This window comes from Winogradskyella wichelsiae (assembly GCF_013403925.1).
GTDB lineage: Bacteria > Bacteroidota > Bacteroidia > Flavobacteriales > Flavobacteriaceae > Winogradskyella > Winogradskyella wichelsiae.
The window spans coordinates 1-16,407 of record NZ_JABFDJ010000006.1; the positions used below are offsets into that span (position 1 = coordinate 1).

A 16,407-nucleotide genomic window follows, 5' to 3' on the forward strand; every position below is an offset into this window, starting at 1 on the left:
GCTACATTATCTAAACTTACGTTTCCTGTGTTTTCTACAGTTATCGTATAAGTCATTGTATCTCCTAAACTTAAGCCCGTTGGTAATACATCATTACTGATTACTACTGTTTTAACGGCTTCAATACTTGCTGATGCTGTAATTGTTGTTACTGTGGCATCATCTTCTGTATTGCCATCTGTATCATCATCATCATCACTGGTATCATCAACTGTTGTTCCTGCTGGACTATCACCTTCGGCTAAAACACTGTTACTAAAACCGCCTGCATCTATTGCAGCTTGTTCTATAACATAAGTTGCTGTATATGTTGCCGTTTCTCCTACTGCTAATAAACCTTCTGCACTTCCTGCATCTGAACTATTAAATGTTGGACCTGTTAATAAAGTTAAGGTGTTACCGTTAGCATCTACAAAGGTATCTGCGATAGCTACATTATCTAAACTTACGTTTCCTGTGTTTTCTACAGTTATCGTATAAGTCATTGTATCTCCTAAACTTAAGCCCGTTGGTAATACATCTGTTGTAAGTGCTACCGTCTTAACAGCTTCTAATGCTATTGAACATGCAAAAGAATTTGCTGCATCAGTTACTGCGGAATTAGTTCCTAAAGAATAATCAACACCTGTTTCTGTCACTAAACCATTTGCTGGATTTACCGTAGCTGGATCTGAATCACCAAACTGTCCTCCATCTGAACCCGAAGCAGTTGCGCTTACATAAGCCTCATTAGCATCTGTACAGCCATCTCCATCACTATCTGTATTTTGAAAATCATAGCTATCATCTGCTAATGTATCAATAGGTGTTGTTATTTCTGCATCGTCATCCGCTCCATTATTATTTGAATCGCTAAAACCAGTATCATTAGCGTCTATTACACCATCATTATTTGTATCTAATGCAGTATTTCCTGCTTCATCTACATCATAAATTCCATCATTATCTGAATCTAAATCTAATCGATCAGGTACACCATCTGCATCGGAATCTGAACAAGCATAAACATTCACAACCATTTTAGGGTTTGCTATAGCTCCTGGACCACCGTGATTTGAGTTCCCAAAACGTACATCAACTCCATCTAAACAATTATAAGGAACTGATAAATTCAACTCCCAATCATCAGGGAAATTAAAAGGATCCATAAAAGGAAGTGCATTTTCTCTTGTTCCAGAAGAAGTATCAACCATAAGAGTTACTTCTGTTCCCGTAATTTCTATTGTTGGATTTCCTTCGTTATTCCAAGGTTTCCATAAACCATCTCCATTAGAATCAAATCTCCCTCCTGTATTAAACTCGGTGGTATTAGCACCATTACCAGAAGACCAATGGTTTTGATTAAATTCTAAAACTCGTGTACCATTAATATACAATTGTAAACCATCATCAAAATTATCTGCAGAAAAGCTTAATGTACAAGTGTCATAAATATCTGTTGGTCCAACAGTTGCTAAAACATTAAATTCTGAAACTATACCTACGCTATTGTCACTACCACCAACACCATTTACAGTAGCCATAATAGGATAACCTCCAACTACAGTAGCTGTATCATCACCCGTAATATTTAAAGTTGTAGTGTTAGAAGCACATTCTATTACATCTAGAATTCCATCGTTATCATCATCAATATCCATAGAATCACTGATCAAATCTCCATCTGTATCTCGATCAATAGCAATTGTAACCGTAGCTGTTCTACAAATTAAAACTCCATTTGAATCATTACAAACTTCATAAATAACAGTTACTACCGAACCCGCTTCACTTAATAAAGGAGTATAAGTTAATATACCTGTATCTGCATCGATAGTAATAGTTCCTCCAGCCGTACCAGTTGTTGTATTTGAAACTGTAGTTGTTCCAATATTATTAGTATCTGAATTACCTAGAAAATCATCATTAAATAAAATATCTATAGTACTCGGTCCATAAAGATCTATAAAAGCTGAATCATTTACTGCTGTTGGTGTATTGGTATTTGGATCTGAAGAATTTGGATTTCCATCTCCATCATCGTCTCCATTACATGCAAATGAATTCAAATTGTCAGTTACATTAGTATTAGTACCGAGTGCATAATTAACACCTGTCTCTGTAACTAAACCATTTGCTGTATTAACAGCTGCTGGATCTACAGAAAATTGGCCATCATCTCCACCATCAGCCAATGAACTTCCGTAAGCCTCATTAGCATCTGAACAGCTATCTCCATCACTATCTGTATTTTGAAAATCATAGCTACCGTCATTTAAAGTATCAATAGGTGTTGTTATTTCTGCATCGTCATCTGCACCGTTATTATTACTATCACTAAAACCTGTATCATTAGCATCTATTACTCCATCATTATTAGTGTCTAATGCCGTGTTCCCTGCTTCATCTACATCATAAATCCCATCATTATCTGAATCTAAATCGAAGATATCATACACACCGTCGTTATCAGTGTCTAAATCACAATCTGGTCCGAAAGTAGCATCAGAAAAATCTACACCTATAAATTCTCTAGCATAATCATGATCTATACCTTCATTATTTAAAGTTCCTGTAATTGTAATAGATGTAATCCCATCTGGCAAAGTAATTTCAAAATCAAAATCATTAATCCAGTTTGTTCCTTCCAAATTAGGACTCGTAGCCTCATAAAGTTCACCATCATCATCAAATACAAATTGATAGCCATTCGTTAAAACTGAATCTGAGAACACAGGTGTAGTGCCCGTTGAAGAAGGATCATAAATATTTGGCTGACTTCCATTTCTTGGGTTATTATCAACAACTAATCCTGTAGCACCAACATTACCACCAGTCCAATTTATAGTCCAAATTATAACATCTGAATTTTTCGTACGATCAGTTGGTAAACTTACTTTTATTCCTGATACACCTGAATTGAATGTTTCTGTTGAATAAAAAGTATCACCTGTTACTGCTGAATTAATTAAATAACCAATTTCTAAAAAATTCCCATTTTGTATATTTAATTCAGAAGGTATATAATCTCCCCCTGAAGCTATTGTATTATCTATTATGTTACCTAATGCGTCTGTTAAAATAAAATCAGGATTTGTACCCGTTAGAGTAAGTCCTGGAGTTGTTGAGAACCCACATTCAACAGCATCAATAATACCGTCATTATCACTATCTATGTCCGTAGAATCACCAATTAAATCTCCGTCTGTATCTTGCTCTACAGTAATTGTTACCGTAGCTATTGAACAAATAGAAACTCCATTTGAATCATTACAAACTTCATAAATAACGGTTACTACAGAACCTACCTCACTTAATAAAGGTGTATATGTTAATATACCTGTATCAGAATCGAAAGTAATTGCTCCCCCCGCTGTACCTGTTGTTGTATCTGTAATTGTAGTTGTACCAAGATTATTACTATCTATACTATCTAGATAGTCATCATTACCCAAAATATCTATATAACTCGGTCCATTAAGACCAATAAAAGCTGAGTCATCTATAGCTGTTGGTGCATTTGCGTTCGGGTCAGTAGAATTTGGATTTCCATCTCCATCAATATCTACAGCTGGACCAACTTTAACTGTTACAAATGCAGAATCACAATTTGTAACATTTACTATTTCACAAATTTGATATTCAATATCGTATTCCCCTTCTGGTGTGCCCGCAGGAATATTAATAGTTCCATCTGAGTTGAAAGTTAAACCTGATATTCCACCGTTATCTAAAATTGTTAATGCAACTTCTGCTGCAGTAATTGCAATTCCATTATTTGTATCATTATTAAAAACAGAAGCTGTTGTAGTACCTCCCGAACCTGCATCAATTAAATCTAAACTAAAGTCATCATCTACCGCATCAAAACATGCAATTGACGGGGTCGTTGCTGTAGTAATTGCTAACCCAAAGCCGCCCATTGTAGCTCCATTTACAGGGAACTCAGTTAAAGCAGCACTTGTAGTTCTACCACTAATTCCACCGTTAATATTAATTGTAGGTGAACCCGAAGCAATAGCTACAAAACCTCCTGATCCTCCACCACCAGGACCCTCTGATTCAATAGTGGTTATAAACTGACTACCTCCTTCACCTCCATTAGCATTGATTGTTAAACTAGATGCCAAAATAGCAGATTTTAAAACCACACTACCACCAGCACCAGCACCACTTGGTGCATCATTATGATCATTTATAGTATCAGAGCCATCTTCACCATTAGCATTAAAAATACCAGTACCACTAATTTGATTAGCTCTTATAAAAATTATACCTGCTCCATTGGTTGCATCTAGGCTTGAAAAATTATTAGCATCACCAGCACCACCGCCACCACCAAAGAAAATTCTATTAGATTCTGTTGCTGTCAATGGTCTACCACCTAGCCCCCCTAGATTTCGTCTTCTATTCCATTGCCATGCAGAATTATCTGGACCTACGGTCAGAGCATCTCTATTCTGAATAGTAAAAGTATACCCACCTCGACCACCACCAGATGACACGGTAGGGGTATTACCATTGTTTGTATAACCTGGATCTAAAGACCATGCTGCTGAACCTGTACACGCTGTACACATATTTCCATTACCATCTAACCAAACAACACCATTGTTTCCATTAGCTCCGCCACCACCACCAGCATTGTGTGTGTTTCCACCACCACCACCATTGGCAGGAGCACCTCTTCCAAAACGACCACCTAATAGGTCATATTCTATATTATAACCAGCAATACTTTCTCCTTTTTCTGCACTAACTAACCCAGAATCTGAAACATAATCATCATTATCAGTAGGATCATTATCATTATGATTCGCAGACAAAGTATCTAACAATCCTCCTCTAAACCCTAAACCAGTAACATCAATATCTCCATCAACAACTACATTTAAAGCATCAATTACCACTAAACCTCCTCTTCTACCACCAGCATAATCTTGCCATGGTAGAGCTGTAACGGATGCACCTGCATTAATGGTTAATGTATTATATTGAGGTACTTTAATAACCTGAGCTCTTCCTGCTACTGTATAGTCTTGAGTAACCCCACATGAAATTGTTATGTCATTACCATTAACACTAACTACATATACAAATTCATACAAACCAGCACTGTTATAAGCAGTAACTGCTCCATAATTTACAGTGTTAGTAACATCAATTGAAGCTCCTTGGGCTTGATAAATCATAATTAAATCCCCTGCAGAAAGCGTACCTATATCTGAAGCTAAATCATAAATCTTAATAATATCATCACCTACTGCAATATTTTCGGTAACAGAACTGTAAGTGTTTAGCACTGTATTAGCCGCACTAACTACGACATTACCGTCTTTACCTGGCTGTGCAAATGATTTATTTTGCCAAAAACAAGAAAAAAGAATGAATAATAGATAAGTAATTTTTGTAAAAGAGAATCGAGTAAAGATTTTCATATTATATATAGTTGAAGTAAAATTCCATTTCACATCACTAAATTAGCGATGCTTTGTTTCGATAAAGCGGCAAACATATCCGATAAAATGCAAATAAGCAAATAATTATTCAATTTAAATTAACATTTGTTTTTTTGATTATTAAATGATTCGTCATAAAAACAAACTTTTTTCTATCACGGAAACAAATTAATAATCTAAAAATCAGATAACTAAAACGATTATATGAGTGTATTTTTTTTAAGTAAAATTTAACGAAATTTAAAAAAATAATTATTAACTATTTGCATATCATTACTTCCTTTTACATTTTATCTATTTATACCCCTATATTTGCACACGATTTTTAAAAATATTTATGAACTTTCTAGAAGAAATTAACAGGAGAAGAACATTTGGAATTATATCACATCCAGATGCCGGAAAGACAACCTTAACAGAGAAGTTACTTTTATTTGGTGGTGCTATACAAGAAGCAGGTGCCGTAAAGAGTAATAAAATAAAAAAAGGAGCTACCAGTGACTTTATGGAAATTGAACGTCAGCGTGGTATTTCTGTAGCAACATCTGTTTTAGCATTTGAATATAACGGTATAAAAATTAATATTTTAGATACCCCTGGTCACAAAGATTTTGCGGAAGATACATTTAGAACATTAACGGCTGTAGACAGTGTTATTGTCGTTATTGATGTTGCAAAAGGGGTTGAAGAGCAAACTGAAAAGCTGGTAGAAGTTTGTAGGATGCGTAACATCCCGATGATTGTTTTCATTAATAAAATGGATAGAGAAGGGAAAGATGCATTTGATTTGTTAGATGAAATTGAACAAAATCTAGGTCTTAAAGTAGTTCCTCTAAGTTTTCCGATAGGAATGGGATACGATTTTAAGGGAATTTATAATATTTGGGAAAAAAATGTCAATTTATTCTCTGGTGATAGTAGAAAAGACATTGAAGAAACCATCGAAATTTCAGATTTATCGTCTTCAGAACTAGATAAATTAATCGGAGAAAAAGCAGCAGACACGCTTAGAGAAGAAATTGAATTAGTGGAAGGTATATACCCTGAATTTAACAAAGAAGCTTATTTAAACGGAAGTCAACAACCTGTATTCTTTGGTTCTGCTTTAAATAATTTTGGTGTAAGAGAATTGTTAGATTGTTTTGTAGCTATAGCACCAAAACCGAGACCTAAGCATAGTGAAGAACGTTTGGTAAAGCCAGACGAAGATCAATTTAGTGGTTTTGTATTTAAAATACATGCTAATATGGATCCTAACCATAGAAACAGATTAGCATTCGTTAAAATAGTTTCCGGAGAGTTTAAGCGTAATACAGCTTATCTACATGTTAGAAACAATAAAAAATTAAAATTCTCGAGTCCTAACGCCTTCTTTGCAGAAAAAAAAGAGATTGTAGATATCTCATATCCAGGCGATATTGTTGGTTTACAAGATACTGGAAGTTTTAAAATAGGAGATACCCTAACTGAAGGAGAAATATTACATTATAAAGGTGTACCTAGTTTTTCACCAGAACATTTTAGATATATTAATAACGCTGACCCTATGAAAGCTAAGCAGTTATTTAAAGGTATTGATCAATTAATGGATGAAGGAGTTGCTCAATTATTTACATTAGATCTTAACGGTAGAAAAGTGATTGGAACTGTTGGAGCTCTACAATATGAAGTGATTCAATACCGTCTAGAACATGAATATGGTGCAAAATGTACCTATGAAAATCTTAATGTTCAAAAAGCATGTTGGGTACAAACAGAAACTCCAAAAAGTGAAGAATTTAAAGATTTTTTACGCGTAAAACAACGTTTCTTAGCAAAAGACAAACAAGATCAATTGGTATTTTTAGCAGATTCAATGTTCACATTACAAATGACACAGTCAAAATATCCTAGTATTACATTTCACATGACTTCTGAATTTGAATAGAACTTTATAAAAGTTTTGCTTAGAACAAAGATTCAATTATTTTGATATTCACAGGACATTTAAAATAATAAAACTAGAAAACCCTTAAATTAATTTTTAAGGGTTTTAATTTCTTATATAGTAGTTAAAAAGCAAATTTAAGGCTATATAAGCCTGTTTATTTAAAATGTCATGTTATTGCTTGCAGATTACAAACAAGTTAATTAAAGCGCATTAAAACGAATGTTTTTAGATTCAAAAAAACTATTGATATTATTATTTTGATTGCTTCTATTTATACCTGTGTTTTGATGAAATTTTTAAGCTTGCCCTGTTGGTCCAAAATTTAAGGGAATAGGAGGTTGCTCATAATCTTTAATTTCTCCATGAGCATTTTCAAAACGCGTTACATTATCCGCTAAGGCTTTTAACAAACGTTTTGCGTGTTGTGGTGTTAAAATAATTCTAGACTTTACTTTACTTTTTGGAGTACCTGGCATAATACTCACAAAATCTACTACAAATTCTGAAACAGAATGATTAATTATAGCCAAATTTGAATACGTACCTTCTGCTATTTTTTCATCTAATTCAATATTAATTTGTCCCTTTTTATTATTAGGATTATTGTTTTGATCTGACATATTATCGTTATTTATTTTTATAATTAAAAAAGCCTTCCTGTAAAAATACAAGAAGGCTTTTAATTCATTTATTATTTTGAAAAAAAATTAAAGAATTAATTAAAATTCATCTCTTCTTTTGCTTTCATCATTTCATTAAATTCTTCTCTAGAACCTACAATGATGTTTTCATATTCTCTGACACCTGTACCTGCTGGAATTCTATGACCAACAATTACATTTTCTTTAAGACCTTCAAGTGCATCTACTTTACCATTTACAGCTGCTTCGTTAAGAACCTTAGTTGTTTCCTGGAACGATGCCGCAGAAATAAACGACTTAGTTTGTAATGAAGCTCTAGTAATACCTTGTAAAATTGGAGTTGCAGTTGCTGGTTTAGCATCTCTTGCAGTTACAAGATTCTTATCCTCTCTACGTAAACTAGAGTTTTCATCTCTTAAATCTCTTACAGTGACAATTTGACCTGATTTTAAGTTCTCTGAATCACCAGCTTCTTCTACCACTTTCATTCCGAAAATTTTATCATTTTCTTCAATGAAATCTGATTTATGACCTAATTGATTTTCTAAGAAAATTGTATCACCAGAATCAATGATTCTAACTTTACGCATCATTTGTCTTACAACAACTTCGAAGTGCTTATCATTAATTTTTACACCTTGTAAACGATATACTTCTTGTACTTCATTTACTAAGTATTGTTGAACCGCAGATGGCCCTTTAATGTTAAGAATATCGTTTGGAGTAATAGATCCATCAGATAAAGGCATACAAGCTTTTACATAATCATTCTCTTGTACAAGAATCTGATTAGATAATTTTACTAAGTATTTCTTAACCTCTCCTAATTTAGACTCAATAATGATTTCACGGTTACCACGCTTAATTTTACCGAAAGAAACAACACCATCAATCTCACTTACAACAGCAGGATTAGAAGGATTACGTGCTTCAAACAATTCAGTTACACGAGGAAGACCCCCTGTAATATCACCGGCTTTAGCAGATTTACGAGGTATCTTAACTAAAATCTTACCGATATCAATCTTATCACCATCGTCAATCATAATGTGTGCCCCTACTGGTAAGTTATAAGAACGGATTGTTTCTCCTTTAGAATCTTCAATTAATAATGTTGGTATTAATTTTTTATTTCTAGATTCTGAAATTACCTTTTCTTGAAAACCAGTTTGCTCATCAATTTCAACTTGGTAAGTAATACCTTGCTCGATGTTTTCATACTTCACATTACCTGCAAATTCTGAAATAATTACACCGTTATATGGATCCCAAGAACAAACAACATCATCTTTCTTAAGTTTATCGCCTGGTTTCACATAAATAAATGAACCATAAGGAATGTTACTTGTACTTAATACAATTCCTGTTTTAGCATCCATTAATTTCAATTCTGAAGTTCTAGAGATGACTACATCTACCTCTTTACCTTCATTATCTTTAGATTTTACAGTTTTTAAATCTTCGATTTCAGCAACACCATCAAACTTAACAGTTAACTTATTATCTTCAGAAATGTTACCTGCAATACCACCTACGTGGAATGTACGTAATGTTAACTGTGTACCTGGCTCACCAATAGACTGAGCGGCAACTACACCAACAGCCTCACCTCTTTGTACTAATTTACCAGTAGCTAGGTTACGACCATAACATTTAACACAAATACCTTTCTTAGCTTCACAAGATAAAGGAGAACGTACTTCTATAGAATCTAATGGAGAATCTCCAATTTTCTTAGCTATAATATCATTAATATGTCCGCCAGATTCAACCAATAACTCTTCAGTTAAAGGATTATAGACGTCATTAAGTGATGTTCTACCTACAATTCTATTTTCTAAGCTTTCTACTATTTCTTCATTTTTCTTAAGTGCAGAAACTTCTATACCTCTTAATGTACCACAATCTTCTTCGTATACAATTACATCTTGAGAAACATCTACCAGACGACGCGTTAAATAACCTGCATCGGCAGTTTTAAGAGCCGTATCTGCAAGACCTTTACGTGCACCGTGAGTAGATATAAAGTATTCTAAAATAGAAAGACCTTCCTTAAAGTTAGAAAGAATCGGATTTTCAATAATTTCTCCACCACCAGCAGTAGATTTTTTAGGCTTAGCCATTAATCCACGCATACCTGTTAACTGACGAATCTGTTCTTTAGAACCCCTTGCCCCAGAATCAAGCATCATAAACACTGAATTAAATCCTTGTTTATCTTCACGAATACGTTTCATTGACAATTCTGTCAATTCAGCATTGGTCGACGTCCAGATATCAATAACTTGGTTGTAACGTTCGTTATTAGTAATAAGTCCCATATTATAGTTACCCATAATACCATCAACTTGTGTGTTAGCAGCATCAATCATTCCTTGCTTTTCTGAAGGAATAATAATATCACCTAAACTAAATGATAAACCACCTTGGAATGCGAATTTATAACCTAGAGTTTTAATTGCATCTAAGAAATCAGCCGTTTCAGGTACACTTGTTTTCTTAAGAATTCCATGAATAATTTCTCTTAAAGACTTCTTAGTTAAAACTTCATTTATATAACCAGCAGCCGCAGGTACATGCTCGTTAAAAAGTACACGACCAACTGTAGTTTCAATAATTTGAGTTGTTAACTCTCCTTCTTCGTTAAAGTCAGTTGTTCTAACTTTAATTCCTGCATTTAAGTCAACTTGTTTCTCATTATATGCAATATTTACTTCTTCTGGAGAGAAGAATGTTAAACCTTGACCTTTTACTGTATAATCTTCGTCAGTTATTCTAAGCTTAGTCATATAATATAAACCAAGTACCATATCTTGTGAAGGTACAGTTACTGGCGAACCATTTGCAGGGTTCAAAATATTATGTGATGCTAACATTAACATCTGAGATTCCAAAATAGCTTCTGGTCCTAATGGTAAATGCACCGCCATCTGGTCACCATCGAAATCGGCATTAAATGCAGTACACACTAATGGGTGTAACTGAATCGCTTTACCTTCAATAAGCTTAGGTTGGAATGCTTGAATACCTAGTCTGTGTAATGTAGGAGCACGGTTTAAAAGTACTGGATGTCCTTTTAAAACATTCTCTAAAATATCCCAAACTACAGGTTCTTTTCTATCTATAATTTTCTTAGCCGATTTTACAGTTTTTACAATTCCTCTTTCAATTAATTTTCTAATTACAAAAGGTTTGTAAAGCTCTGCAGCCATATCTTTAGGTAAACCACACTCGAATAATCTCAATTCTGGTCCAACAACAATTACAGAACGTGCTGAATAATCCACACGCTTACCAAGTAAGTTTTGACGGAAACGTCCTTGCTTACCTTTAAGTGAATCTGATAATGATTTTAATGGTCTGTTAGAATCTGTTTTTACAGCAGATGATTTACGTGTGTTATCAAATAATGAATCTACTGATTCTTGTAACATACGTTTCTCATTACGTAAAATTACCTCTGGTGCTTTTATCTCAACCAATCTTTTAAGACGGTTGTTACGGATAATTACACGACGGTATAAATCATTTAAATCTGAAGTCGCAAAACGACCACCATCTAAAGGCACTAAAGGTCTTAATTCTGGTGGAATTACTGGAACAGCTTTCATGATCATCCACTCAGGTCTGTTCTCTCTAACCAAGTTAGAATCTCTAAACGCTTCAACAACTTGTAAACGTTTTAAAGCTTCTGTTTTACGTTGCTTAGATGTTTCATTATTAGCTTTATGTCTTAAATCATAAGATAATTGATCTAAATCTATACGTGCTAATAAATCGATAAGACACTCAGCACCCATCTTAGCGATGAATTTGTTAGGATCTGTATCATCTAAATATTGGTTTTCTTGAGGAATAGTTTCTAAAATGTTTAGATACTCTTCTTCAGTTAAGAAATCCATTTTTTGTACTGGCTCACCTTCAGCATTCATAGCAATACCTGGTTGAATAACCACGTAACGCTCATAATAGATAATCATATCTAATTTCTTAGATGGTAATCCAAGAAGGTAACCTATTTTATTTGGTAAAGAACGGAAATACCAGATATGTGCAACTGGTACAACTAAGTTAATATGACCTACACGATCTCTACGTACTTTCTTTTCTGTTACTTCTACACCACAACGGTCACAAACAATACCTTTGTAACGTATTCTTTTATATTTACCACAAGCACATTCAAAATCCTTCACAGGACCAAAAATACGCTCACAGAACAAACCATCTCTTTCTGGTTTGTGTGTTCGATAATTAATAGTTTCTGGCTTTAATACCTCACCTCGAGACGCTCCTAAAACAGACTCAGGCGATGCTAAACCAATAGAAATTTTATTAAATTTCTGTACTGTATTCTTATCTTGTTTTCTTGCCATGTTATTTTGTGTTATGTATGGGCAGTTATTGCTAACTGCCCAATATTTTTTTTCGATTGTTATGAATAATTTTGCAATTACGGACAACTCTTGAGTTATCCCTATCTGCACCTTATTCACATAGAATAATTTCTAAAAAATTATTCTTCCAATCTAATATCTAATCCTAAACCTTTCAATTCGTGCATAAGTACGTTGAATGATTCTGGAAGCCCTGGTTCTGGCATAGGCTCTCCCTTAACGATAGCCTCGTAAGTTTTAGCTCTACCAATAACATCATCTGATTTTACAGTCAAGATCTCACGTAGTGTACTTGATGCTCCATAAGCCTCAAGTGCCCATACTTCCATCTCTCCAAAACGTTGACCACCAAATTGTGCTTTACCACCTAATGGTTGCTGTGTAATTAATGAGTATGGTCCGATAGAACGTGCGTGCATCTTATCATCAATCATGTGACCAAGTTTAATCATATAAATCACACCAACTGTTGCTGGTTGATCAAAACGATCTCCTGTTCCACCATCATAAAGGTAAGTATGACCAAATCTTGGAATTCCAGCTTCATCTGTGTAAGCATTAATTTGGTCTAAAGTTGCACCATCAAAAATTGGTGTTGCATACTTCTTACCTAAATCTTTACCTGCCCAACCTAATACAGTTTCATAGATCTGACCAATATTCATACGAGAAGGTACCCCTAATGGATTCAATACAATATCAACTGGCGTTCCATCTTCTAAGAATGGCATATCTTCCTGACGTACAATACGTGCAACAATACCTTTGTTACCGTGACGACCTGCCATTTTATCACCAACTTTAAGCTTACGCTTTTTAGCAATATAAATTTTAGCTAACTTAATGATACCTGCAGGTAACTCATCACCAACAGAGATTGTAAACTTCTCACGTCTTAATGATCCTTGTAAATCATTTTCCTTAATCTTATAGTTATGGATTAGATCTGCAACAAGTTCATTAGTATGATCATCAGTGGTCCATTTTCCTGAAGTTAAGTGCGTATAATCATCTACAGCATTTAACATTTTTAAGGTATATTTTTTACCTTTAGGAATAATCTCTTCACCTAAATCATTATAGATTCCTTGTGCCGTTTTTCCATTAACGATATTAAATAACTTATCAACAAGAACGTTTTTAAGATCATCGAATCTGTTATCATAAACATCTTCTAACTTCTCGATATCTTCTTTATCCTGTGCTCTTTTGCGTTTATCTTTTACCGCTCTAGCAAATAATTTTTTAGCAATAACAACACCATGAAGTGATGGAGATGCTTTTAAAGATGCATCTTTAACATCACCTGCCTTATCACCGAAAATTGCTCTTAAAAGTTTCTCTTCTGGTGTAGGATCAGATTCTCCTTTAGGTGTAATCTTACCGATTAAGATATCCCCTGGATGAATTTCCGCACCAATACGAATCATACCATGCTCATCTAAATCTTTTGTTGCTTCTTCAGAAACGTTAGGAATATCATTAGTTAACTCTTCGTTTCCTAATTTTGTGTCTCTAACTTCTAATGAATACTCGTCAATGTGAATAGATGTAAATACATCATCTCTAACAACTTTTTCAGAAATTACAATTGCATCCTCAAAGTTATACCCTTTCCAAGGCATAAAGGCTACTTTCATATTTCTACCAAGCGCTAATTCACCATTTTCAGTAGCATAACCTTCACAAAGCACTTGTCCTTTAGCAACTTTATCTCCTTTCTCTACGATTGGTTTTAAGTTGATAGATGTACCTTGATTTGTTTTTCTGAATTTTACTAGAGGATATGTTTTTGTGTCACTTTCGAAGCTAACCATTGCAGCCTCTTCAGTACGTTCATACCTAATTGTAATTTTCTGAGCATCTACATACTCTACAGTTCCAGCTCCTTCAGCATTTATTAATACTCTAGAATCTGATGCTACTTGACGTTCTAAACCTGTACCTACAATTGGTGCTTCAGGGCGTAATAATGGTACGGCCTGACGCATCATGTTAGATCCCATTAATGCACGGTTGGCATCATCATGTTCCAAAAACGGAATTAAAGATGCTGAAATAGATGCAATTTGGTTTGGTGCAACATCAGTATAATTAACATTGACAGGATCGATAACAGGAAAATCACCTTCTTGACGAGAGATAATTTTATCTGCTAATATTTTCCCATCTTCATCAACTTTTATAGTTGCTTGTGCAATTAACATATCCTCTTCCTCTTCGGCACTCAGATATGTTGGCGCATTTTTAATATCTACTACACCATCTTCAACTTTACGGTATGGAGTTTCAATGAATCCCATAGCATTTACCTTAGCAAAACAAGATAAAGAAGATATTAAACCAATGTTTGGTCCTTCTGGTGTTTCAATTGGACATAAACGTCCGTAGTGTGTATAGTGAACATCACGTACCTCGAAACCTGCTCTTTCTCTTGATAAACCACCTGGTCCTAATGCTGAAAGACGACGCTTATGCGTAATCTCTGCAAGAGGATTTGTTTGATCCATAAATTGAGATAACTGGTTTGTACCAAAGAAAGAATTAATTACAGACGATAACGTCTTGGCATTAATTAAATCGATAGGTGTAAACACTTCATTATCACGAACGTTCATACGTTCACGAATAGTACGTGCCATACGTGCTAAACCAACACCAAACTGAGAAGATAACTGTTCACCTACTGTACGTACACGACGGTTAGATAAGTGATCAATATCATCAATCTCTGCTTTAGAATTGATAAGCTCAATTAAATATTTTATAATAGTTATGATATCTAATTTGGTCAAAACTTGTTTGTCCATTCCGATATCTAACTGTAATTTTTTATTCATTCTATAACGACCTACTTCACCTAAAGAGTAACGTTGATCAGAGAAGAATAATTTGTCAATAATACCACGTGCCGTCTCTTCATCTGGCGGCTCAGCATTACGTAGTTGACGATAGATGTGTTCAACAGCTTCTTTTTCAGAGTTTGTTGGATCCTTCTGTAATGTATTATGAATAATTGCGTAATCTCCTTGCTGTGCACTTTCTTTATGTAAAAGAATCGTTTTTACATCTGCTTCAAGAATTTCTTCAATATTATCTTTATCTATAACTGTGTCACGATCTAATACAATTTCGTTACGCTCAATAGATACAACTTCACCTGTATCTTCATCAACGAAATCTTCGTGCCATGTATTTAATACACGCGCAGCTAATTTACGACCGATAACTTTCTTTAATCCAGATTTTGAAACCTTTACTTCTTCAGCAAGGTCAAAAATCTCTAAAATATCTTTATCACGTTCAAAACCGATAGCACGGAAAAGTGTCGTAACTGGTAATTTTTTCTTTCTATCAATGTAAGCATACATTACTTGATTGATATCAGTTGCGAATTCTATCCAAGACCCTTTGAAAGGAATAACTCTGGCAGAATACAATTTTGTTCCATTAGCATGGAAAGACTGGCTAAAGAATACACCAGGTGATCTATGCAATTGAGAAACGACAACACGCTCTGCACCATTAATACAAAATGTCCCACTAGGAGTCATGTAAGGAATAGTACCTAAATATACATCTTGAACTATCGTCTCAAAATCCTCATGTTCTGGATCTGTACAATATAACTTCAATCTTGCTTTTAAAGGCACACTGTATGTTAATCCTCTTTCAATACATTCTTCTATTGAGTATCTTGGTGGATCGATAAAGTAATCTAAAAATTCTAGTACGAATTGATTACGCGTGTCTGTTATTGGGAAGTTCTCCATGAAGGTGTTGTATAAACCTTCTGTACCTCTTTCTTCTGACTTTGTTTCTAATTGGAAAAAATCCTGGAAGGATTTTATTTGGATATCCAAAAAGTCTGGGTAATCTGTCCTATTTACAATAGAAGAGAAATTAATTCTTTCAGCCTTTTTTGCTAACATTGATGAACGAGATTTTATTAAAATAAAAACTAAAAAATGTATATAACGTTTATATACACAAAAGGGTTT

5 protein-coding genes are annotated in these 16,407 nt (G+C 34.2%); 1 reads left to right on the forward strand and 4 read right to left on the reverse strand.

The window, feature by feature from the left end; genetic code table 11:
* Window positions 1-5,417: MSCRAMM family adhesin SdrC (locus HM985_RS12455; protein ID WP_218843419.1), on the reverse strand; the 5,417-nt coding region annotated here is incomplete at its 3' end.
* Between the two features lie 358 nt (window positions 5,418-5,775).
* Here HM985_RS12455 and HM985_RS12460 point away from each other — a divergent pair.
* Window positions 5,776-7,365 (forward strand): peptide chain release factor 3, encoded by a 1,590-nt coding sequence (locus HM985_RS12460; RefSeq protein WP_179376581.1) that lies wholly within the window; start codon window positions 5,776-5,778, stop codon window positions 7,363-7,365.
* A gap of 299 nt (window positions 7,366-7,664) precedes the next feature.
* Here the strand turns inward: HM985_RS12460 and HM985_RS12465 are convergent, their stop codons facing one another.
* The 3 genes from HM985_RS12465 to rpoB form a co-directional block, all read right to left on the reverse strand.
* Complete coding sequence (locus HM985_RS12465; RefSeq protein WP_179376582.1) at window positions 7,665-7,988, reverse strand: DUF3467 domain-containing protein; 324 nt, start codon at window positions 7,986-7,988, stop codon at window positions 7,665-7,667.
* Window positions 7,989-8,083: 95 nt separating this feature from the next.
* On the reverse strand, window positions 8,084-12,385 hold the full coding sequence (gene rpoC / locus HM985_RS12470; protein WP_179376583.1) for a DNA-directed RNA polymerase subunit beta': 4,302 nt from the start codon (window positions 12,383-12,385) through the stop codon (window positions 8,084-8,086).
* Window positions 12,386-12,525: 140 nt separating this feature from the next.
* Entirely contained in the window at window positions 12,526-16,338 is a 3,813-nt protein-coding gene (gene rpoB, locus HM985_RS12475; protein ID WP_179376584.1) for a DNA-directed RNA polymerase subunit beta, read from the reverse strand.
* Between the last annotated feature and the right edge of the window lie 69 nt (window positions 16,339-16,407).